The 21,952-nt window shown below is 47.2% G+C and carries 19 protein-coding genes and 2 pseudogenes; 8 read left to right on the top strand and 13 right to left on the bottom strand.

Translation table 11 applies throughout. The annotated features are described in order from the left end of the window. The first annotated feature begins 54 nt into the window (after positions 1 to 54). From ACTWJ7_RS06630 to ACTWJ7_RS06610, 5 genes and pseudogenes are all read left to right on the top strand, one after another. Positions 55 to 942, top strand: coding sequence for a cell division protein FtsQ (locus ACTWJ7_RS06630; protein ID WP_079350186.1), 888 nt, complete (start codon positions 55 to 57; stop codon positions 940 to 942). Further along, positions 935 to 1,927 (top strand): energy-coupling factor ABC transporter ATP-binding protein, encoded by a 993-nt coding sequence (locus ACTWJ7_RS06625; RefSeq protein ID WP_443145219.1) that lies wholly within the window; start codon positions 935 to 937, stop codon positions 1,925 to 1,927. The genes ACTWJ7_RS06630 and ACTWJ7_RS06625 overlap by 8 nt, the downstream gene beginning before the upstream one ends. Continuing rightward, positions 1,810 to 2,826 carry an energy-coupling factor ABC transporter ATP-binding protein gene (locus ACTWJ7_RS06620; protein WP_443145218.1) on the top strand — a complete coding sequence of 339 codons (1,017 nt, stop codon included), beginning with the start codon at positions 1,810 to 1,812 and terminating at the stop codon, positions 2,824 to 2,826. Before ACTWJ7_RS06625 ends, ACTWJ7_RS06620 begins: the two co-directional genes overlap by 118 nt. Further along, positions 2,801 to 3,627: pseudogene (locus ACTWJ7_RS06615) on the top strand (energy-coupling factor transporter transmembrane component T family protein). Before ACTWJ7_RS06620 ends, ACTWJ7_RS06615 begins: the two are co-directional and overlap by 26 nt. 67 nt (positions 3,628 to 3,694) lie before the next feature. Then, on the top strand, positions 3,695 to 4,474 hold the full coding sequence (locus ACTWJ7_RS06610; RefSeq protein WP_079350189.1) for a PHP domain-containing protein: 780 nt from the start codon (positions 3,695 to 3,697) through the stop codon (positions 4,472 to 4,474). Between the two features lie 91 nt (positions 4,475 to 4,565). On the opposite strand, the gene ACTWJ7_RS06605 is transcribed toward ACTWJ7_RS06610, so the two are convergent. Further along, entirely contained in the window at positions 4,566 to 5,009 is a 444-nt protein-coding gene (locus ACTWJ7_RS06605; RefSeq protein ID WP_301879920.1) for a VOC family protein, read from the bottom strand. A gap of 88 nt (positions 5,010 to 5,097) precedes the next feature. Between ACTWJ7_RS06605 and ACTWJ7_RS06600 the strand changes: the two genes are divergently transcribed. After that, positions 5,098 to 6,084, top strand: a complete 987-nt coding sequence (locus tag ACTWJ7_RS06600; protein ID WP_301879921.1) for a helix-turn-helix transcriptional regulator — start codon at positions 5,098 to 5,100, stop codon at positions 6,082 to 6,084. A 46-nt stretch (positions 6,085 to 6,130) separates the two neighbouring features. Here the strand turns inward: ACTWJ7_RS06600 and ACTWJ7_RS06595 are convergent, their stop codons facing one another. Further along, positions 6,131 to 6,388 carry a hypothetical protein gene (locus tag ACTWJ7_RS06595; protein WP_443145217.1) on the bottom strand — a complete coding sequence of 86 codons (258 nt, stop codon included), beginning with the start codon at positions 6,386 to 6,388 and terminating at the stop codon, positions 6,131 to 6,133. Next, positions 6,385 to 7,326 (bottom strand): MFS transporter, encoded by a 942-nt coding sequence (locus ACTWJ7_RS06590; RefSeq protein ID WP_443145216.1) that lies wholly within the window; start codon positions 7,324 to 7,326, stop codon positions 6,385 to 6,387. Before ACTWJ7_RS06590 ends, ACTWJ7_RS06595 begins: the two co-directional genes overlap by 4 nt. Positions 7,327 to 7,486: 160 nt before the next feature. On the opposite strand from ACTWJ7_RS06590, the gene ACTWJ7_RS06585 reads away from it, so the two are divergent. Both ACTWJ7_RS06585 and ACTWJ7_RS06580 read left to right on the top strand, forming a co-directional pair. Then, positions 7,487 to 8,368, top strand: a complete 882-nt coding sequence (locus ACTWJ7_RS06585) for a LysR family transcriptional regulator (RefSeq protein WP_301879923.1) — start codon at positions 7,487 to 7,489, stop codon at positions 8,366 to 8,368. Positions 8,369 to 8,390: 22 nt separating this feature from the next. After that, on the top strand, positions 8,391 to 9,065 hold the full coding sequence (locus ACTWJ7_RS06580; protein ID WP_301879925.1) for a VOC family protein: 675 nt from the start codon (positions 8,391 to 8,393) through the stop codon (positions 9,063 to 9,065). A 215-nt stretch (positions 9,066 to 9,280) separates the two neighbouring features. Here ACTWJ7_RS06580 and ACTWJ7_RS06575 read toward each other — a convergent pair whose 3' ends face one another. The 10 genes and pseudogenes from ACTWJ7_RS06575 to ltaE all read right to left on the bottom strand — a co-directional run bounded on the left by ACTWJ7_RS06575 (position 9,281) and on the right by ltaE (position 21,924). Then, positions 9,281 to 9,937, bottom strand: a complete 657-nt coding sequence (locus tag ACTWJ7_RS06575; protein ID WP_179132856.1) for a FusB/FusC family EF-G-binding protein — start codon at positions 9,935 to 9,937, stop codon at positions 9,281 to 9,283. A gap of 131 nt (positions 9,938 to 10,068) precedes the next feature. Then, positions 10,069 to 10,908 (bottom strand): phytanoyl-CoA dioxygenase family protein, encoded by an 840-nt coding sequence (locus ACTWJ7_RS06570; RefSeq protein ID WP_301879927.1) that lies wholly within the window; start codon positions 10,906 to 10,908, stop codon positions 10,069 to 10,071. A gap of 105 nt (positions 10,909 to 11,013) precedes the next feature. Further along, positions 11,014 to 12,126, bottom strand: coding sequence for an arginine 2,3-aminomutase (gene blsG / locus ACTWJ7_RS06565; protein WP_301879928.1), 1,113 nt, complete (start codon positions 12,124 to 12,126; stop codon positions 11,014 to 11,016). A gap of 96 nt (positions 12,127 to 12,222) precedes the next feature. Next, entirely contained in the window at positions 12,223 to 13,494 is a 1,272-nt protein-coding gene (locus tag ACTWJ7_RS06560) for an MFS transporter (RefSeq protein ID WP_079350198.1), read from the bottom strand. Positions 13,495 to 13,515: 21 nt separating this feature from the next. Next, positions 13,516 to 14,589 carry an ATP-grasp domain-containing protein gene (locus tag ACTWJ7_RS06555; protein ID WP_443145215.1) on the bottom strand — a complete coding sequence of 358 codons (1,074 nt, stop codon included), beginning with the start codon at positions 14,587 to 14,589 and terminating at the stop codon, positions 13,516 to 13,518. A gap of 23 nt (positions 14,590 to 14,612) precedes the next feature. Continuing rightward, positions 14,613 to 14,738, bottom strand: coding sequence for a hypothetical protein (locus ACTWJ7_RS06550; protein WP_443145214.1), 126 nt, complete (start codon positions 14,736 to 14,738; stop codon positions 14,613 to 14,615). Continuing rightward, the gene (locus tag ACTWJ7_RS06545; protein ID WP_079350272.1) at positions 14,731 to 15,750 is read right to left on the bottom strand and encodes a cysteine synthase family protein; all 1,020 of its coding nucleotides are present in this window, start codon (positions 15,748 to 15,750) and stop codon (positions 14,731 to 14,733) included. Before ACTWJ7_RS06545 ends, ACTWJ7_RS06550 begins: the two co-directional genes overlap by 8 nt. 58 nt (positions 15,751 to 15,808) lie before the next feature. After that, positions 15,809 to 18,964, bottom strand: coding sequence for a non-ribosomal peptide synthetase (locus tag ACTWJ7_RS06540; protein WP_443146346.1), 3,156 nt, complete (start codon positions 18,962 to 18,964; stop codon positions 15,809 to 15,811). Between the two features lie 180 nt (positions 18,965 to 19,144). Further along, positions 19,145 to 20,685, bottom strand: a pseudogene (locus ACTWJ7_RS06535) (non-ribosomal peptide synthetase); the annotation flags it as partial. Positions 20,686 to 20,874: 189 nt separating this feature from the next. Beyond that, on the bottom strand, positions 20,875 to 21,924 hold the full coding sequence (gene ltaE / locus ACTWJ7_RS06530) for a low-specificity L-threonine aldolase (protein ID WP_079350201.1): 1,050 nt from the start codon (positions 21,922 to 21,924) through the stop codon (positions 20,875 to 20,877). Positions 21,925 to 21,952 lie beyond the last annotated feature (28 nt).

Here is a 21,952-nt window from a genome sequence, read left to right as displayed (position 1 = left end):
CCGCCCCTAGACTGTGGCTATGATGATCACCAACTTTCAGGGAGGTATGTAACGATGAAGAAGATGACTGAGCGTTATACGCTGACGTCTTCACAGAAAATGATGGTATTTGTGCTTTCCATGTCATTGTACGGTTTGTCCAACATGTTCACAGAGCTTATTCCCAAGCTTCAGCTGGGCCCCATTGAATTGTCCGTTGAATATTTTGCTTTCATTCCGCTGACACTCTGCATTTTGTTTCACCCTATGATTGCCGCTCTTGGTGCAGCTCTTGGCGAAGTGATCTTCGGTGAGCTGATGCTGGGTCAATTCGGCGGATTGGGCGAGCTGGAGAAATTCATTACCTTTTCCTTTGCCATGTATGTGGCAGGACGTATGGTCAGTGATCCTCGCAATCGCAGACAGGTTGGAATCGCAGCCATGACGGGAGTCATTATTCATCAGTTCCTCAGTTCACTGGTGGATATCGGTAAAGTGTGGATTGGTGTGGAGCAGCTGGAAGCAGTTCCTGGACTTGCGGAAAGTGTTGTACTGATCGAAGGGGTTGGCTTTCTGAATGACGTACTGTTCTCAGGTATCCTGTTCGCTCTTCTGCCGACGCTGTATCTGGTTCCTTTGCTCTACGGCAAAATTGAACCGCTGCTCGGCATCAAGCCTCGTAATCCAGGTATGAAATATGAAGGCATTGGCTTCTTTCGTCCAAAATTGATCCTCATCGGTGTGCTGCTGCTCGCAGTGGCCTTTGGCGCGGAATCTCTGTCCGAGATGGACATCAATTTCGCAGTGTGGGAGACGGATTACGAAGATCAGTACGGTTCTGCTTCGATCTGGATCAGCATCGGTGCTGCGACCCTGGTCGCCGTAGTAACACTTTTAATCATGCGGTCAAGACGCAACAAGAACAAGGGTGGCCCAGGTACGGAGAACAGACCCTATGCATAAGCATAATGTCCTACCCACATCTGACCATATTACTGCACCGGATTCCGCCATTTCCATTCAAAATGTCATTTTTACCTATCCTGGCTCGGAAGAGCCTGTCCTGAACGGAGCTTCACTAGAACTACAGCGAGGCAGTTTCACAGCTATTATCGGGGGCGACGGGTGCGGCAAATCAACCCTGTGCAAGTTGTTCAACGGCCTTATCCCCCAATTCTATACGGGTGACTTCTCCGGTGAAGTCCATGTGCTTGGCGTACCTGCCGAGGGCAGAAGTGTTGCAGATCTGTCCAGAAAGATCGGCTACGTCTATCAGGACTTCGACAATCAGCTCGTGCGGCCTACCGTCCTGGACGAGGCTTGCTTTGCACCTCTCAATTACGGACTGCCCAACTATCGGGAGCTCGGCGAACGTGCACTTGCCATGTGTGGTCTGGATGCCATTCATAATCGATACATCTGGGAGTTGAGTGGTGGTCAGAAACATCTGCTCGCTCTGGCTGGGGCCCTGTCGCTCGACCCGGATATCCTGATCGTGGATGAACCTGTCTCACAGCTTGACCCGCAGCATGCAAGACTCATCTATGAGTGCCTTTCCAGATTGAATACCGAATATGGCAAGACGATAATCGTCATTGAACATCATACTGAATTTATCGCCGACTTCTGTGCGGATGTGGTCCTGATGGACAAGGGTCGTGTCTTGTGGAATCTTCCGGTTAAGGAAGGTTTGAATCGAATCGCCGATTTGGAGCGGCTTGGCATTCAGCCTCCTGAGGTGACGCGTGCAGCTATTCAGGCTGCTGAGTTATCGCAGGGAGCAAAAAAGAGGCAGGCCTCTCAGGTTCAGCCCAACGTTTCCCGGTCACTGTGGAAGAAGCCAAGGTTTATTTTGCCGAGCACTACTCGTCCATTCCATTCGGTTCTTTGCAAAATGAACATTCATCTTATTCAACCTTGGCACGCGATACTTCCAATCGGATTGTAAATACCGAGCGCCCAACGCCCGCCTCGGCTGCTGAACCATTGATTCCTATTGTACAGTTTCATCAGACCCGATTGCGTTACAGAGGACTGGGCAAAAAAGAACATGAGGTCATTCGCGGTGTTAATATTTCACTCCATGAAGGAGAACGGATTGCCTTAATTGGCAACAATGGTGCCGGCAAATCCTCATTATTGAAGCTGATGGCTGGTATTAGCCTACCACAGGAAGGTAGCGTCAGCGTTCTGGGTGAAGTTACCCACCGTTCCTCTTTGGAGCAGCTGGCGGGCAAGGTAGCTTATATTTTTCAGAACTCTTCCGAAATGTTTATCGAAGACAGTGTCCGCAAAGAGGTCGCGTATTTCTTGAAAAGCCGGCGCATCCCTGAAGCTGAGCAGCAGATTGCACACGTACTGGAGCGTTTCCGGCTTACTCCACTGCAAGAGCGGGATGCACGACTTCTCAGTGGTGGACAACAACGGCGGGTCACACTTGCCATTGGTGCAGCGATGAAGCCTTCACTCATGCTGCTGGATGAACCCACCGCCAATCTGGACCTCGCCACCCGCGAAGAACTGATCGGTGTGCTGGATGAGCTGGATCAGCATGTACGAACAACCATCATTGCCACGCATGACATGCAGCTGGTTACCCAATGGGCTACTCGTGTTATCGTGCTTCACAATGGCCAGGTGGAAGCAGACGGTACACCTGCGGACGTATTTGCAGATGAATCCCTTCTGCGCCGCTCCGGACTTGCGCTTACACAGATCATGGAGCTTTCGCACCGGATGGGACTGTCAACACTTTCACCGACAACCGATGCTTTTGTTGATAGCCTGTTGAATCAATCAATCACCAAGGAGGATGTGCATCATGCAGCTTGTCCGCAACTGGTTTGACAAAATTTCCATTGAACGCATTCAGCTTGAGCTGATGAATACCGTATATGGCAGCGGGCATGCCAGCCTGTCGCGGATTGATCCCCGTGCCATGCTGATCTGGTATCTCTTTTTGCCATCGTTCCCTGGTTTGTTCATAACGGGACTGTGCTGCTTGGCATGTTCCTGTTGATGGTGACTACCACCATATTGTCCAGAGCCGCACCCTTTATCATTATCATTCTCTGCCTGGGGTTGATCGGTCAAGTCGGATGGATGTTCATTATCTCGCTGTTTTTCGGTGGCAATCTGGAATCTGCATTCCCTCTGCTGCTGTTGACATTGAAGCTGTCCATCGTCTCACTGGCGAGTATCACCGTCTTTTCGGGCATGGACCCGGAACGCATCGGCGATGGATTACTTGCGCTCGGCATGCCTGCAACCTTCTCCTTCAGCCTCTCTTATGCCTATCGCATATTGCCGGTGCTGTTCGGTGAATTCCGCAATATCATGCTGTCCTACAGACTACGGGGTCAAGTTCCCTCCCGGCACGGATTGCTCTATTGGCGGCTTGTTGTTTATTATATGAAGCTGTTCGTTGTGTCCTTCTTCCCGCTAATGCTGGCTACCGCCAAGCGTTCCCGTACAACCGTAGAAGCACTGGAGACACGTGGTTTCTCGTACGGTATGAAGCATCCCGAGTCCAAACGTCTAAAGCTGGCCCATCTGAAAATCACCTCGCGTGACCTCGGATTTCTCGCCGGATCGGCCATCTATGTTGCACTGCTGTTCTGGCTCGGTGGGCATTACGAAATACTGTAATCCAAAATGAAATTCTGTAATTCAAATTTATATCATTAACCATTCATGGAATAAAGGAGTGTCTTTTATGCGCATTGATCTTCATACACACGGCAAACTATCCAAAAACTCTGACTTCTCGGTCGATTACTTCACCGAAATGGTCAGCGAAGCCAAAGCCAGCGGGCTCGAAGCTCTCGCGCTAACCGAGCATTTTAATACCCGCAACTTCTACGATGTCTACGAGACACTGGATCGTCTCTATCCTTATAACGGAGAGTACTATGATGCAGACGGGCTGCGCATTTTTCCCGGCATGGAAGTGGACATTCAGGAGACAGGACATATTTTGCTGATGGGTCAAAAAGAACATATCCTTGCCGTCCGCAGCGGCCTGGAGCAATATACGGCCAAAGGTTCATTCATTCCTTTTGCCGAACTGCTGGATTTGGCCGAAGCCTGGCCCCTGCTCAAGATTGGCGCACACCCTTTCCGCGAATCCACTCCGCTGTATCAGCTGGATCGTGATTTGCTGGGACGTCTGGACGCCTTTGATCTGAACGCCAAGGACATGTATGAATACGGCATCGAGACGTGCCGCAATCAGGTTGATCCATTCGCCCAGTCCCTCGGCAAACCGGTCACTGCCGGAAGTGATACCCACCAATGCCTGCAATACGGCAGTGTATACAATGTGCTGGATCGTCCTTGCGGATCGGTTGCCGAGCTCAAAGAGCAGATTCTCGCCGGAGCGTACAGCATCGAAATCTCCCCGGACCTTCCCCTCCGCGTCAAAGCTTCCGTGATGCTTAAGAAAGTGATGAAACGTCTGGCCAAGCTGGACGCCTCACGTTTGCAGGAAGTTTAGAGTTTAGAGAAAACGACAGCTTCTAAAGAATTCAAAATGAGCCCAAAGGATATACATCCTGCAGGCTCATTACGGATTCATTTTTCCTTAATTAAAAATCATGCACCGTCACACATAATTGAATGACGATTCCGAACGGGTCACGGACAATTCCATACCCTGGACTAAACTCGTTTTGTTCATAAGGCACCAGCACCCTAACCTCTTCATGTTGCACAAGAGAATGATACAGCTCAGTCATTGTACTTTTGTCTTTCGATTGAATACATAGTGAAGTGCTGTTTCCCAACTGCCACGGCCGCTCCCTATCCATTTCCTCCTCAGCAATCATCAATTTGTTTACCCCGATCTGAAGCACCGAATGTGTAATATATTCATCCTGGCCTTCAGGATATTCAAACCCCGGGTTCATTTCCTTCATCTCTTTATAATTTTTCTTAAACAACACGTTAGCACCCAGGTATTTCTCATAAAAAGCAATGGCTGCCGCAGCGTCTCCATTCATCGACAGAAACGGGATCACTTCAAAGTTCATCTGTATTGCCTCCTTCGTTTGATTGGATTACACTGTTTACTATAACGATAAAAGGTGCCAACATATGGCACCATTGAGAGGTATTTTTATGAAAAAATCAGAACGCATGAACCAGATGCTGCGCTTTATCAATCAAAAACAACACTTCACCCTGCAAGATCTTATGCAGGAGTTTCAGATATCCAAGAGAACCGCATTAAGAGACATCGAATCATTGGAGGAAATCGGTGCACCTATTTATGCTGAGTACGGACGTTACGGCGGTTATCGTTTGCTTCAGCAGATGCAGCTGCCACCTATTTCGTTTAATACGAGTGAGCTTCATGCCCTCTACTTTGCCATGCAGGCTTTGCGAAGCTTTACCAATTTGCCCTTTCAGGTGTCTTTTCGTTCCATTCACGAGAAGTTTCTAAGCGCCCTCTCCGATAACCAGAGACAGGATATCGAGCGAATCCAACATCGTGTCTCTTTCCGGCACACCGAGCAAATCCGGGATAGTGAGCATTTGGAGTTTCTATTGATGGCTGCTGTTCAGAATATAGTGATACAAATTACGTATCAGAACATTCGCAGTAGCAGCAACCCACATCACAGCTCTAATCCCGACAAACCAAACCCTAGGCCTAGTATCCGCACCATTCAGCCAATTGCCCTCTATGCCATGAAAGGCTACTGGTATTGCCAAGCGTATGATCTGGATAAACAGGCGTACCGTGTGTTCCGCTGTGACCGTATCACATCACCTCAGATGACAGACATCGAACCTATAACTCATATTAATGAACTGAATCTACAGGATGCCCATTCGTTATGGAAACCATCAGAAGACGCCATCCTATTCAAATGCCTGATTAATGAAGACGGGATCGAGCTGTTCCAGCAAGAACAGTTTCCTTCCATGCAGCTTATCAACGATTCTGGAGAGATGACTCTTGTCGGGTCGTATGAAGCCCATGAGCTTGAATTCATCATTCGTTATCTCGCAAGCTTCGGCAAATCCATCAAGATCATGGAACCCGACACATTAAAAGAGTCTTTAAGACAGCACTATCTGGATTTGCTCGATCATGTTTAGTTATCGCTACAAATGATATAAGTTAAACTAATGATTTTACTTTGGATCATTGGCGGTCAGAACTTTCGTTTATCATGAACCGCTGGAGAGCTTTTTTATTGCCAATTGCCAACTGAACCATAATTTGCAGCACAATGATGATAGCCAGACCATAGAACGCTTGGATGAAGCTGCCCGTGGCATCGTGTAGCCAGCCGATCCCCAGCGGACCAAGCGCGCCCAGAATATAGCCGCCGGATTGAGTCATCGCTGACCATGCGCTGGCTTCCTGAGCGTTATTCGTCTCATCAATAGGCAGCATCAATGCAATTGGGAACAGTCCCCGGCACCAATGCCGAGTGGGATCGCGGCCAGCCAAGGACTGACGGACAGGTTCAGCATCAAGATGCCAATTAACTCCATTAACGCACACCCTACAAGCCAGAACACACGTCTTTGGTATCGATGTACCAGCATCGGAATCAACAAAGTAGATGGTAATGAAATCAACGTAAATAATGTTTGGATGCTGCCGGCAGTCTCTTTCGTATATCCCTGGCTTTGGATCGCGGGTGCAAGCCAGGCCGTTAAGGAATAGAAAATCGCTGCCATCAAACCAAAGAACATCGTCAGTATCCATGCTCGACTATTTTTCACCGGAAGAGCTTCAACGTTCAGGGCAGAAATCTGCCCGGATTGTCGAACCTTTCTTGCTGACAAGGCTAATTTCACCCAGATCGGCAAAGCAATGACGGCAAGTAATGCCCACAGCGAAAGTGAACCTTTCCACGACCCACCCAGAATATTTTGAAGGGGGACTGATAACCCCACACTAATACTGGCTCCCACGACCATTGCTGTAGAGTAGATACCCACCATGACAGCAACTCGTGTGGGGAAGTATTGCTTGATAAAGCTGGACAACAGCGGTCCTGCCAAAGCAATCCCTACTCCGGATAGAAAAGAAGTAAACATCATCAGAGGCGTTGCACCCACGAACAACCGCAGTGCCGTACCTACTCCAATGAGAATTAAAGCCAACACGATCGCACCCTCATTCCCCCACCTCCTGCTTAACTTTACGGAAAATGGAGCGAATATGCCCATACATAATACGGGAAGCGTAGTTAACAGACTTGCGGTAATTCCGTTTATACCCAGATCACTTTGTATGGTACTCATTAATGGAGAAATGGATGTAATGGATGGTCGCAAATTCAATGAAGCCAGAATAAGCGCCAGGACAATATAAAACAGTTTCACTATGATCACCTCATGTATGGTTATATGGTTGCATTCACTACTGATCCACCCTGTAGTTCTTATTGTAGTGCAAGACTAGTATAGAAGTATTATGATGATTGAACAATGCAATAGTTTCTATTAAAATGATTATAAAAACCAATGATTAGAGGGAAAACATATGGAAATCCGTCAAATGGAGAACTTTATCGTTGTTTGTGAAGAGCTCCATTTCACACGAGCAGCAGATAGAATTGGCATTTCTCAACCTACCTTGAGCCAACAGATTCGAGCCTTGGAGGATGAATTGGGTGTCCCCTTGTTCGACCGGGTGGGCAAAAAGATTGTGATGACCCAGGCGGGAACGCTGTTTCTGGAGCACTGTGTACAAATGGTTCGCCATTTACAGAATACCCAGGATGCGTTAGCTGAATTCCGCAATGATCAACGAGGTAAGCTGGTGATTGGAGTCCTTCCGTCCGATTTGGACTACCGCCTTACTCCTTTGCTTGTAAACTTTCACGCCCGTTTTCCCAAGGTCAAATTAAAGGTTGTTTCTTCGATTTATGTATTGAATCAAGTGCTGGATAACGAAGTAGACATCGGTATCGAGCTAACGACTGCTCCTGATGACCGTCTTGTCCGCATCCCTTTATGCAGCGAAGAATATGTACTCGTCGTTTCTGAGAACCATGTCTGGGCCGAACGGAAAGAGATTGGACTCAAGGAATTACGCGATATTCAAACGGTAATGTTCCCCGAAGGATTCACAGGCAGAGAACTGGTTGATGGCTATTGCCGCAAATATGGGTTTACTCTGAATACGATTATGGAGACGAGCTCGGCTACCTCCATCATTAGTCTGGTCAAAGCGAATGTTGGCGGAACTGTGCTGCCCTATCCACTAATCAAGGCGATGAATGAACCAACACTTCGCATCATTCGGATTACGGACGATGCCCCTTACCGTCACTTTGAAGTCATTCATCGTTCCGATCGCTACCTGACCCAATCTGCCAAGGCATTTATCGAGAAAACCATTGATTATTTTAATCAAGGATAAGTTCAAAGGGAGAGTGACTTGAATGCAAATAAAAGAGGTGGGCTTGCTCACAGATCAAATGGAGGCAATGAAGAAGTTTTACGGTACGTTATTGGAGTTGGAGCTACTGAAGGAGAATACAGCGGTTGTATCGTTCCGCACTGGAGGTTCGATTCTTTCATTTCAGCAAGCTCCTGGACAGGATAAGCCATTCTATCATGTGGCATTTACAATTCCGACAAACCAACTTGCTGCAGCCAAGAAGTGGGTTCAAGATCGAAACATCTCATTGCTTTCCAAAGATGATAAGGATGAGTTCTACTTCCCCTACTGGGATGCAACAGCTTTCTATTTCTATGACCCAAGCGGCAATTTAATGGAGTTCATCGCTCACCATTCGTTGGATAATGCAGTCGACGAAGCCTTTGGTTCTGGGCAGCTGCTGTGCATTAGCGAGATCGGCCTGCCCGTCGATGATGTACCCAATACAATAAGTACAATGAATGGACAGTATCAACTTGAACCCTTTGCCGGAGACGGAAAGCAATTTGCCCCCATCGGTGACGCAGAAGGTATGTTTATTGTCATCGACAAAGAGATGCCCTGGTTCCCAGACGGGCGTATGCCTGGTGTTTTTGCCACGGAGGTAAAAGTTGAAACTGGACAGACTGGGAGTATTTCGTTGCAGAACGGTTTATACTCTATTGTTTCGGTTTAAATCTGCAGGGCTTGTGCGTAGACTTCTGACAATGAAAAAAGAGCTATATTCCAAACTGACGTCGGTACGACTGCTGGCGTTAGTTTTCCAGTTTTCGTTATACTGTTCAGTACAACAAGAAAAGGCGCCAATTTATGGCACCATTAAAAAGATTGCCTCATTGGAAGAGTTATGTCTCCGTACAGGCTGTTCTATGAGGATTGACATGGAATGTATTAATGCTCATTCTTATTTGCATATTTTCTCTCATACGTTAAAAATTCTCTAAGTTTACTCGCATCCGTCATATCATGGTTACATTGTTCACTATCCAGGCACATATAGTTTCCCGTCACTAGATCATTCCGCCGTTTGGTTGTGACCAATCCAATTTGGCTGCCGGTACGGCTTTGATTACACAAATGGCAAAAGCACGTTTTCCTTCCCAAAAGTGCGGTGTAACGGCATTCAAGCGTATACAATTTTCCTTGCTCATGATACATCATATACAAGGAATTTGAGGAAATATCCTTCCATCCCACATAATCCAGCATCAAATTCTTAAGGTTGTCAAAATCTGGAATACTAAATGATTTGGCCTTTGGAAACAGCTTTCGCACTTGTTTATTCGTTATTATGGGAAACTTCTCTATATAAGGGGACAGCGACTCCAGCAGTTGAATAACCTCATCTTGTCCGCGAAATCGTCTAATGTTCTTAAACAGATCTTTGATTTCAGGGTTCAGGTGCTGGATGACCTCCCCAATCTTATATTCAACTTCTTCCTCAGTTGCTCTCAATGTCCGGTAATCACCTACGAAATAAACCGTTTGAATCAAATAACTAAGCTGTTTACGTATAAAATTCAGTTCATGCGGTTTGATTAACAACACCAAATTATACCTCCTAAACAAAGTTGAGTTTGTATTTGCACACAGTGTCTATAGACGTTTTGTAGAGACATACTTTGGAAAAGCAACATTCCACATTCTGAACTTATATCCCGAATTAAGCAGGTATAGAATTAGAAAACGGAACCTTGCTGTTCAAGCAACTCCTCTTTCCATTCTTCATGTTCCAAAACCTCTAATGCATTAAAATCACGACCAGCAAGAAAATCAGGACGTGTTAATTCAATCTGAGGCAAATTATTCACCGCGTTATACGTCATAATTAACAGTTTGCGATCAAATGGAGAAATATTAGGCGCTGATGCATGAGCCACTAATGGGTTAAAAATCAGTACAGAGCCCGCTGGCCCCTTAGGGGCAACAATATCGTAAGCATTGACCAGTTTGCGTAGTAAGGGCTTATCCAGTGTGTACTTTAAATCAACGCTCAAATGATTCTGCCAAGCTTCATCTGACTCAGCTTCAGATCCACTGATCACCGTGTCCATGTTCTCCAATCTGTGGGAGCCCGGAATGATAGCCAGCGGACCATTGAACTCCGTCACTTCATCCAGATAAATGCTTACATTAATTAATTCTGGCGTAGCAATCCCGTCCTCCTTTTCCCAATATACATAATCCTGATGCCAGTTCCACATTTCACCTGCCAAGCCCGCTTTTACATTAATTTTGTATTGATGTAGATATACTTCGTTATTCAGGAGCTGCATCACCGGATTTAATAGCCTCGAGTAGGATTTGAGCTGATCAAAGGTGTTGTTCGTGAAGTGAGGGGCATAAATAGAGCGAATCGTTCGATTATCTTTCTCAAAGACTCTCCTTGGGGAATCTTCGGCAAAAACAACTGGAATTTCTGCATTCAACTTATTTAATATATTCTTCGGAATTGCTGACTCCAGAAACAAATACCCCTGCTGGTTATAGCTCTCAACTTGCTCGGCTGTTAGTAACATATCGAACCCTCCCACAATGATATTGCTTTCGCCCACTATCCGTTACTTTCAATGATGAACTACCGCTCAAACCCTGGATGGATTTGAGCGGTGTTCAAATAGTCATTATGTTTTGGAACTAACTGCCCCCTGCGGTCGAAGATAAGGAATGAACGTCTCTTTCCCTTCATAGCTCAACAGCGTTAATCCTTTTTCTGAGTATTCGACAATGGTATCGAGCGAAATCGGGATTTTACCGTTGATGGTTGTCACAACATACGTTGGGACTGCAAATCCGGTCGTATGTCCGACAAGTCCACGCAATATTTCTATCCCTTTTTCCAGCGGAGTCATAAAGTGAGAAACACCCGTCACATTATCGCAATGATAGAGATAATAAGGCCTTACACGAATCTTCAACAGGCCATGGAGCAATGCTTTCATCGTTTCCAGATCATCATTAATACCTTTAAGCAGAACGGACTGATTCTGTACCGGAACACCATGCTTCAACAACAAATTACAGGCTTTCGCCGATTCCTCCGTAATTTCTTTCGGATGGTTAAAGTGGGTATTCAGCCAAACCGGATGATATTTCTCCAGCATTTCGCAAAACTCTTTCGTAATGCGCTGAGGAAGGAGAACGGGATACCTTGTCCCAATTCTAATAATTTCGACGTGTGGAATACTTCTGAGGTGTGAAATGATATGCTCGAGCCTGTCATCGGAATAGGTCAGAGGATCTCCGCCGGTTAATAGTACGTCGCGAATTTCTGGATGTTCTGCAATGTATTTGAAATCCTCTTCAAAGGATTCCGCTTCCTGCTTCTCAAAATAAGTCCCGTTTACATCCGTCGTATGATACTTGCGCGTGCAATGTCTGCAATATACGGAGCATTGCTCTGTAACTAGCATGACAATTCGGTCCGTATACTTATGAACAATACGATTCGTTTTGCGATATTTCATATCTCCCACGGGGTCAACGTCGGAATACATATTAGGCATCAACTCGTCAACCGTTGGCAGAGCTTGTAAGCGAATTGGGCAATTGGAATCTGTAGGGTCCATCAACGAAGCGTAATATGGAGTGACGGCCCAACGGTACAGCCCTTCACTTTTTTTAATCGCTCTTTCTTCTTCAGGACTTAATTGGATCATTTCTTTTAGCGCCTCAACCGTTTGAATCCGATTGCGAAATTGTGCCTTCCAGTTATCCCAATCCCAATCTCCACGCATACTAAATCCTCCTCAGAGCATGTATTTAGTTGATTTTCAAAATCGAAAAATTGTTGTACTCTCCTGCCTCTGACCGGCTTGCAAATGATTCAGCAATCACCCCCCATATGAAGTAACATCCGGACCCGTAGGCTCTGTAATGGTTCGGACCGATGAAAACACGATAAAAATAGATGAACCCATCAGTCCAATTGCCCCCACAATCAAGGTGGGCGTCGTACCAATAATTCCTCCAAGCCAACCTCCAAGCACCGCGCCAATCGGAACTACACCCATGCCAAACATCCGCATGCAGGCATTCATTCTTCCCTGTAAATTTTGCGGGGTGATGCCCTGTCTCAAGCTACGCTGGTTGATGTTATACACAATGACCATTGCAGCATCAATCATGTACATCACCATGATGAGGATGACGGCTGGTAAGGTAGGCAATAATGTAGCTACAGGAATAACCAGTGAGACAAGACCTGCAAGAAACAACGAAGTCACCATCGTTTTACCAATACCCAGTTTTTTCACCATGGGACCAGCAATAAAAGCTCCGAGCAAGGCACCTACACCGGACATCGAAAAGATCAAGCCAATATAGACGGGGGCCAGTGCCAAGGTCCGTGAAATATACAAAATAAAAATAGGTTCTATTACATAGGTAAACAGATTAAAAATGACTGTTCCGATCAAAATAGCGCGCAGGATATTATTATGAAAAACAAATTTTGCTCCTTCACGAATTTCAGCTCCCATGTTCTGTTTGGACCCCTCTGGTACCTCGACTGCATCCTCCTGCTTTTTAATACGAGCAAGATATACGGCTGATACCAGATATGTGCCGATATTAAATAGAATAGAGAAGGGGGCTGAGAATATCTGAATCAGTGCCCCGCCGATACTTTGCCCTACAACTGTGGCACTAGAACTGCTAAACTCCAGTTTGCTGTTCCCCTCTACCAACTCATCTTTCTTGACAACCGTAGGCAGATACGAAACGTGAGCAATCTCAAAAATAACCGTATTTATACCGACGATTGCTGCAATGATATAAAGCAAGGGCATCGTTAATATGTCCATGAAGATTCCAACAGGAATAGCAATGAGTGCAACAGCACGAACAATGTCAGCTGCGATCATCATCGGACGTTTAGGCTTGCGGTCCACCCACACACCAACAAACAAGCTGATTAGCAAAAAAGGTAAAAATTCGACTGCAGTCAGAAATCCCATTTCAAGCGGTGATGCATGCATGGTTAGTGCTGCAATCAGGGGAATAGCCACGGTCGTAATCTGAACACCAAATGACGAAACCGTGTGTCCCAACCAGAAATTCCTAAAATCATTCTGCTTCAATAAACCCAACGAAATTTTACTCATGAAGTCCTCCTACACGCTTAATTACTTTACTATGATCTGAATAAGTTTCATGGCATGATCGAGAGTCCCAACCGTTTCCTCGAAGGTGCTCCCTTCAGCAATAACATGGCCTAGACGGTGATAGGCATTTTGTGGAGGAGTTACACGCTCCCCGGGAAGAACGTTAACTTTAACTTCCTTCACATGACTTATCCGTATTGCCTGATCTTTGCCGATAATTTGCTCAACCCGCCCTTCCGTATCTGACATTAGAAACCGGATGCCGGCTGCACCCTCATACTTTACCTGTTGAATGGTAGGGCCGCGAAAAGCACATAATATTTGCTGCTCCAACATATCCACCCCTGTGGTGAGACGAATCAGTTCCGGAATCATCCCTCCTGCCAAACGACCGTTAATCTCAATAATAGAGCAGCCTTTCTCCGTCCATTTGATTTCGGTATGTGCAACTCCATTACGAAATCCGATGATCTCAAGGGCATGCAGCACAGTCTGAATGATCGTGTCGGATTGCACTGAACTTAATTTTGCCGGAAATAGATGTCCTGCTTCTACGAAAAAAGGAAGGCCTGTAAGCGACTTTTGAGTAATACCGATAATATCCGTTTTGCCCTGCCAGCTAATCGTCTCGACACTATATTCAGGAGCCACGATATATCTCTCAATCAGAACTTCCTTCGGTGCTAATTGACCGCGTACATTAAATTTATGTGAAAGGATGTTAGACACGTGCTGTTCAGCCACTTCAAGACTAATACAGAGACGAACTGCATTTGAGCCGCTATCCTCTGTTGGCTTGATTACACAGGGAAGACCAATATCTTTCAGTGCGGTAGCCAGTTCTGATTCATGGCGAACCACCTTGAAGGGGGGCTGAAGCATACCTGCCTGTGCAAGTCTCCTGCGCGTCTCTGCTTTGTTTCGTACCCTGTGAATAACTTCAAGGGGATTCCCTGGAAGGTCGTACTCTGCGCTCAGCGCAGCCACCTGCTCCAAGTAAAACTCGCTGGTTGTCGTTATCCCCTGTATTCCCGAAGGATCAATCGTCTCTGCAAGGTGTTTACGCAACTGATTCAAATCATTCGTGTCACACACATGAACCTGACATCCCGTTTCCTTTAATCCGGCGTACCTATCTGGATTATTGGTATAAAATACGGGGTCAAGTCCCAACCTGCTGCACGAGTCAAGGCGAGCATTCCTGTACCTGTCGTGTTTGCTTCAATAAACACCAGTCTAGACACGGTGCATCACTCCCGAGAGCCTAGCGTAGGACCACGAATGGACGACAGTCTGATAAGGAACAAACTGCGGTCCCTCAGGCAAGCGCAAAGCATCAATTTGCTTTTCTTTTCTGTAGTCCCTGTTATAGATGGTACTGGCGTAACGGTCTCCCCGGTCCGGAAAAATGGCCAATATATTCGTATCTTGAGGCACATTAGACTGTAGCCATTTGACTACCGCGTAGACCGAACCAGAGGAATTTCCAGCAAAAATCTGCTGTTCTCTTGCCAGAGCAAGCGTTGCAGCAAACGCTTCTTCGTCGTTCAGCCAGTGCACTTCGTCAACGATCGAATGGTCCACGTTTGGTGCAATTAGGGAATTGCCCAGCCCGCCTTGCAAACGTTGGGGCCAATCAGGCTGTCCAAAAATAACGCTGCCAATACAATCGACCGCCACCACCTTGAGATCTGGGTTGTACCTTTTGAGTGCACGGGCTGTTCCTGTCATAGACCCGCCACTTCCAACAGAAGCAACCAGGTAATCTACACGTCCAAGATCATTCATGACCTCATGAGCAAGCTCACGATATGCAGCAGGGTTGTTGGAATTTTCATATTGTCTGGGCCAGTAGGCCCCCGGAAGCTCCTTCATCAATTCGTTGAGTCGCTGCAATCGTGCGCTCTGCCATCCGTTTGTGCCCATCTGTTCCACAATATCAATCTTGCAGCCTAACGCTGTCAGCTTGGCTAGAGTAATCTGGTCCATTCGCGGATCGGTAACAATATGAACTTCATGCCCCAGGCAGGTCCCAACCATTGCAACGCCACAAGCCATTGTTCCGGACGAACTTTCAATAATGGGAGCTCCATCCTGCAATTGCCCACTATACTTCGCTTCCAAAATAATTTGTTTGGCTACGCGGTCTTTCATCCCAAAGGGATTCATCAATTCCAGCTTGGCATAGACATTACCACCGATGATCCGATTATGGTTTAATTGCACCAAGGGTGTATTGCCTATCGTCTCGATCATGTTTGTGCAAATCAAACAGCTTCCCCCAAGCCTTAGTATTCTTTTCTTGCACAACTGGTCAGGATCTCATCATAGCTTCTACTTCTTCGTCACTCATCTGCTGAATCTGCTCGTAGAGAAACTCCTCCACTCTGGATGCAAACTGCCTGATGGTTGGATGTAGCAGCACTTCACGTAATGGAACCTCCAGCTTCAATTGACGGCGAACTCTGGAGACAATTTGTGTAGCCAGCAAGGAATGTCCACCCAAGTCGAAGAAATGATCCTCTACACCAATATGCTCCATATTTAAAAGCTCACGCCAGATTCCTACAAGGTACTCCTCCATCTGAGTTTGAGGCTCCACGAAGCTGGCAGGAGCATAGTGGCTGAGTCGTTCAGGCTTGGCAAGCTGGCTTCGGTCTATCTTTCCGTTCGCATTCAGAGGCATCCGATCAAGCAGCAGGATAAAGGAAGGAACCATATAATCAGGCAGCATGTCCTTTGCCATTTGGCGAAGTTCCTCACTTATATCTGCGGAGGTATCCAAAGGCACAACATAAGCTACCAAACGTTTGATGTTAGATGAGTCTTCATCCACAAGCACGACGACTTCTTTTACATTTTCATGAAGCAGCAGCACCGCTTCAACCTCCCCCAGTTCCACCCGCATGCCGCGTATTTTCACTTGATTATCGGCACGCCCTATAAACTGGAGAGAGCCATCGGGACGATAAAAGCCGAGGTCTCCTGTATGATACATCCGTTCTCCTGGAACGAATGGATCTGGAACAAATGCCTGAGCCGTTCGGTCCGCCATATTCAGGTAGCCCTGAGCAAGCCCTACTCCAGCGAGATACAGTTTACCGTTAACTCCTGGTGGGACCGGCTGTAAATAATCATCCAGCACGTAACAGCGGTTGTTATCAATCGGTTTGCCGATACACACAGCCCCTTCGGCTTCCATATCCTCGCTCGTTGCTACATGAAGCGTGGAGTCAATCGACACCTCCGTAGCACCCCAAGTGTTATTAAGCGTACCCGGCAGCTTGGCGAAGAAGCGTTTAACTGTGTTTGCTGTTAGCGCTTCCCCGGACGAGATCGTACTGCGAAGCTTACGGAGTCGCCGCTCATCATCAGACGTGATTTCATCCAGTACCAGATTCAGCATACTTGGCACGAATTGAACGTGAACAGCCTCATATTGAATACACGCTTCAATAATTGAACGTGGATCACGGTGGAAACCAGGCTCAAGCAGTGCCACACGTCCGCCAGAGATCAAAGGCCAGAAGAACTCCACTGCTGCATCGTCAAAGGTCAACGTTGTTTTCTGAAGAACGGTTTCCCCTGCTTGCAACTTAAAGTGCTTCTGCATCCAACACATTCGATTTACCCAGCCCCGGTGAACATTGATAAGTCCCTTTGGCTTGCCGGTAGAGCCCGAGGTATAATACACCGACACAGGCGATTCCGCTGTAACGTTGCGTAAAGGTCTAATTGTTGGCTGCTGCTTGATGAGATCCCACTCCGAATCGGGACATATGAGGTCAACTCCGTCCATAGCAAGCTTCTCCCTTGCATGTTCCTGGATGAGACATACCTTCACATCCGCATCTTGCAAAATGTGCCGAATTCGGCTTGAAGGCAGTTCCATGTCGATGGGAACGAAAGCAGCGCCTGCTTTTAAAATCGCCATCAGACTGACTACCAACTCCAATGATCGCTCTACGCAAACCCCTACAACACTTCGTTCTCCAAGATGGTGAAGCAACAGGTAGTTCGCAAGCATATTCGAGCGCTTCTCCAGTTCCTCGTAAGTTAACATTTTATTTTGATAGATTGCCGCTATAAGCTGGGGAGTTTCACCTGCCTGACGTTCAAATAATTCATGCAGGCATACCTCAGAAGGAAACGCTGCAAAAGTATCATTCCACGCATAAAGCATGCGCTGCTGCTCATCCGCCGATAACAGAGGCAGCCTGGCTATGCTCTGCTCTGGATCACCCAAAATCGCTTCCATCAGGGATGTAAAGCTCTTGATCATTCGATCTATTGTTGCTCTTCTGAACAGTCGAGTATTATATTCGAACGTACATGACAACGGTCCGGAAGCTGCTTCCTTCACAAAAAGGGTCAGATCAAATCGTGAAACCTTGCTGTTGACTTCGATTGGATGCACAGTCAGATCACCCAGCTCCAGCCTTTCCTCTAACTGGTTTTGATAAGCGAACATGACCTGAACAATCGGAGAATAGGCATGATTCCGTTCAGGTTGCAGCTCCCTAACCAGTAATTCGAACGGTATGTCCTGATACTCATAGACGTTGAGGCACCGTTCTTTCACCTTTTGCAAATAGACACGGAAGCTGTCTTCACCCTTAAATTGGCTGCGTATAGCTACCGTATTCACGAAAAAGCCCATCATTTGCTCCAGTCCATGCTGATTCCTGTTTGCTATGGGTGACCCGACAACGATATCCTTTTGACCGGAGTAACGATGAAGCATGAGGCTAAAAGCGGCCTGCAAAATCATATATACGGATGCTTCCGTCTGCCGGCCAAGCGCCTGAATGCGCGGCATCCACTGCTCTGGAAGTGTAAAATGTATTTTATCCCCTGCAAAGGTTTGAATAGGCGGTCTAGGTTCATCGGTTGGTATCTGCAAAATGGGCAGTTCTCCCGATAGTTCGTTTTTCCAGAAATCAAGCTGCTTCCGAAGACCATTCTCCCGAATCCATTCCTTGTGCCATACAGCATAATCGGAGTATTGCAGGGGTAGCTTCAATAGCGGACTTGGTTTGTAATCAAGGTAAGCTTTGTACAGAATGTTCAGTTCATCCAGGAAAATCACGTTCGACCAGGCATCTGTTATCAGATGATGCATATTGATGAAGAGAATATGGCTACCCTCTTCAAGCTTGAACAGAACCGTTCGGATCAAAGGTCCCTGCTCCAGGTCAAAAGGCTTGCGTGCTTCCTCGCTCAGTCTTTGCTGAATGAGCGTTTCCAGATGATCCTCTGCACCCATTTCCAATGGAATGATCGGGAACTGTAGCTCCAGTTCTTCAGCAATGATCGGTACGGGTTGGTCATTTACAACGGTAAAGGTTGTTCTCAACGCCTCATGCCGGCGTATTAATTCGAGCAACGCCTCATGCATCGCCCGGGTATCCACTTCACCTTCCAGTCGGTAAGCCAAAGGCTCGTTATAAACCGGATCAAGCGGTTCCATTTGCTGTACAAACCAGAGACGTTCCTGGGCAAAGGACATTTCCAGCTTTTGATCGGCCAATTTATTGGAAGTAAACAATGTCTGTGTATTCAAATTCTCGCCATGGTACCCACGATCTTCAAGATATCTGGCTAAATCCTGCACGTTTCTTTGGGCAAAGATCAATGTCAGCGGCAGGTTCGGATCTGTGCAGGAACGAAGCAGACTCATAACCTTTGAAGCAGAAATCGAATCTCCCCCAACTTCAAAAAAGTCATCCTTCCGTCCGACCCGTTCAAGCCGTAGGACGTCCGCGAACGTTTCAGCGAGAAAAATTTCCATCTTTGTTTTCGGTTCATTCTCTGTCGTAGAGTCGCCAACAGCAACCGATGGGATGGGCAAGGCGAGACGATTGAGCTTGCTATTGCTGTTCAGCGGCAGCTCATCCAGCAGCATAATAAAATGCGGGATCATATAAGCAGGTAACTTTTCCTGTAAGGCCTCCTTGATTTGTCCCGCCGTTGTTGACTGGTCGGGGTACAATACGACATATGCCGTCAGGCGCTGGATATTGGGAATGTCCTCGCGTAGCAGCACCGCAGCTTCTTTAACGTGGGGTTCGGCGATCAACGCGGATTCAATCTCACCAAGTTCAACACGAATGCCGCGAATTTTGACCTGATGATCGGACCGTCCCACAAACCCAATGCTTCCATCCTCGTGAAAATAGGCCTGATCCCCCGTTCGATACATTCGTTCATCTGGAACAAACGGATCTTTGATGAACACCAAGTTCGTTCGTTCGGGATCATTGACATATCCTCTTGATAAGCCTTGACCCGCGACATAAAGATCACCGGTCATGCCAGTCGCTACCTTTTGTAAACTGTGGTCCAGAATATAGACCCTGCTGTTACTCAAAGGTGTTCCAATGGAAATTTGGCCCTCTGCCGAGAAGTCCTTTATCGTGCAGCGATGCAACGTGGAACCAATAGATAGTTCCGTTGCCCCCCAAAGATTGTATAAGTCACCGGGCATATGAAGCTGCATGTATCGGCGCCCCATCTGTGCTGGAAGTGCCTCGCCCCCTCCGAAGCAACCCCTCAAGTGTGTCATTCTTTGGACCTGTTGCGACGTAACCACATCCAGCAATCGGCCAAGCATACTCGAGACTAGAACAAGGAAAGCGACGTCATATCGTATGACAGCCTCTACGATCGCCTCAGGGTCCCGATGCAATCCTGGCTCAAGAAGTGCGATTCTGCCCCGACAAGCAGCGGCCAAAAGATTTCCAGCGCCGCATCATCAAAGGTCAGTGTCGTTTTCTGCAAAACGGTCTCTCCAGGCTGTAGCTGCAAGACCTGCTGCATGGACAATAGCGCCGTCACCCAGCCTTGATGCATGTTGGCAACACCTTTCGGCTTGCCGGTAGAACCTGAAGTATAATAAACAGAGACAAGATGATCAGGACGAACCCCGGTACGCGGCGAGCTGTCAGGCTGATTCTTGAGTTCCTCGAAGAAGGCCGCGAGGACAAGCATCTCCTCTGCAATGTATGAAGTATCGGGCTGCCCGACTTGATCGATGATACAACAGCGAGCTCCTGCATCGATCAATACTTGTTGCTTGCGGGAATATGGAGCTTCCGGGTCGAGCGGCACGTAAGCACCGCCAGCTTTTAATATCCCGAGTAATACCACAATCAGCTCTGGCGAGCGATTCATACAGACGCCTACGGGTATATCGGGGCCTACCCCTTTTGGATTAAATAATGTCCCAGCCGATTGGACTGTCTGTCTAATTCCTCATATGTAAGGCATGAATCATTCATGAGGACCGCAATATGCCGCGGAGTCCGCTCGACCTGCTGTTCGAAAAGCTCATGAAGGCAAGCATTCGGAAATTCCAAGCCATTCCCCTCCCTTAATTGTTCATGCCAGTGTATCCCTTATATGATGCAAGACCTCCTCAATCTGCTGCGAGTTGACTCCTACATGAGTCACTGCGCGAATACGGCCATGTCCAAGCTCATCGACGTGTACTCCTTTTTGATGTAATTTCTGTACAAAGCTCTGCCACGTAAATCGGGGGTCGGTTACGCGAAAAAAAACGATATTGGTCTCTACAGTCTGAGGCTCACACGCAATACCCGGAATGGACGATAACCCTTCCGCGAGCCGTTTGGCATTCGAATGATCTACCGCTAGCCGCGATACCATTTTGTTTAAGGAGACTAGTCCCGCTGCCGCAACTATTCCTGCCTGTCGCATGCCTCCGCCAAGCATTTTGCGAATTCGGTATACCTTTTGGATAAACGTCTCACTGCCAACAACCATGGAGCCAATGGGAGCAGATAAGCCCTTGGAAAGACAAAACTGAAGGGATTCGGCGTAATCGGCAATTACGGCTGCCGGTATCCCCATTGCTACAGAGGCATTCCAGATTCGAGCACCGTCCATGTGCACAGGGATTTGATGCTCTTTGGCAAATGCTCGAATGTCCTCCAGATAAGACAGTGGTAATATTCGTCCGCCCATGCGATTATGGGGATTCTCCAGGCAGAGCAATCCCGGCAAAGCAAATTGCGGGTCTTCCGGGTCCCGGGGAATTGCCTTTTGTAGGTCTTCAAGATCAAGACGCCCATCCGCTTGGGTCCTGATTGGTTCGTACATAATCCCTCCGCAAACACTCGCCCCCGCTGCTTCATAAATATAAATATCCGACTCATCACCAACGAGTACCTTTGATCCACGTGGGCAATGGGCCATGATAGAAGCAAGGTTAGCCATCGTGCCGCTGGGCATAAAAATGGCCGCTTCCTTTCCCAGCATTTCCGCTGCCTTCAATTCCAGCTTTTTTACAGTAAGGTCTTCACCGTACACATCGTCCCCAAGCTCAGCCTGAACCATGGCTTCCAGCATTTCAGGAGTAGGCAGAGTAAAGGTATCGCTGCGAAGTTCAATCTTGGCAAAATCAGACATACCGTCTCCTCCAGACTAAAAGCATGAT

The sequence above is a fragment of the Paenibacillus sp. 1A_MP2 genome (genome assembly GCF_052244825.1).
GTDB lineage: Bacteria > Bacillota > Bacilli > Paenibacillales > Paenibacillaceae > Paenibacillus > Paenibacillus vandeheii.
This window is presented reverse-complemented; position numbering and strand designations above follow the sequence as displayed.

Bases quoted from the DNA above. Each gene is read 5' to 3' on its own strand.
- ACTWJ7_RS06630 (WP_079350186.1), top strand. From the start codon at position 55: ATGAAGAAGATGACTGAGCGTTATACGCTGACGTCTTCACAGAAAATG.
- ACTWJ7_RS06610 (WP_079350189.1), top strand. From the start codon at position 3,695: ATGCGCATTGATCTTCATACACACGGCAAACTATCCAAAAACTCTGAC.
- ACTWJ7_RS06540 (WP_443146346.1), bottom strand. From the start codon at position 18,964: ATGGAACCGCTTGATCCGGTTTATAACGAGCCTTTGGCTTACCGACTG.
- ACTWJ7_RS06570 (WP_301879927.1), bottom strand. From the start codon at position 10,908: ATGTTACTAACAGCCGAGCAAGTTGAGAGCTATAACCAGCAGGGGTAT.
- ACTWJ7_RS06545 (WP_079350272.1), bottom strand. From the start codon at position 15,750: ATGATCGAGACGATAGGCAATACACCCTTGGTGCAATTAAACCATAAT.
- ACTWJ7_RS06560 (WP_079350198.1), bottom strand. From the start codon at position 13,494: ATGAGTAAAATTTCGTTGGGTTTATTGAAGCAGAATGATTTTAGGAAT.
- ltaE (WP_079350201.1), bottom strand. From the start codon at position 21,924: ATGTCTGATTTTGCCAAGATTGAACTTCGCAGCGATACCTTTACTCTG.
- ACTWJ7_RS06605 (WP_301879920.1), bottom strand. From the start codon at position 5,009: ATGAACTTTGAAGTGATCCCGTTTCTGTCGATGAATGGAGACGCTGCG.
- ACTWJ7_RS06580 (WP_301879925.1), top strand. From the start codon at position 8,391: ATGCAAATAAAAGAGGTGGGCTTGCTCACAGATCAAATGGAGGCAATG.
- ACTWJ7_RS06600 (WP_301879921.1), top strand. From the start codon at position 5,098: ATGAAAAAATCAGAACGCATGAACCAGATGCTGCGCTTTATCAATCAA.
- ACTWJ7_RS06585 (WP_301879923.1), top strand. From the start codon at position 7,487: ATGGAAATCCGTCAAATGGAGAACTTTATCGTTGTTTGTGAAGAGCTC.
- blsG (WP_301879928.1), bottom strand. From the start codon at position 12,126: ATGCGTGGAGATTGGGATTGGGATAACTGGAAGGCACAATTTCGCAAT.
- ACTWJ7_RS06625 (WP_443145219.1), top strand. From the start codon at position 935: ATGCATAAGCATAATGTCCTACCCACATCTGACCATATTACTGCACCG.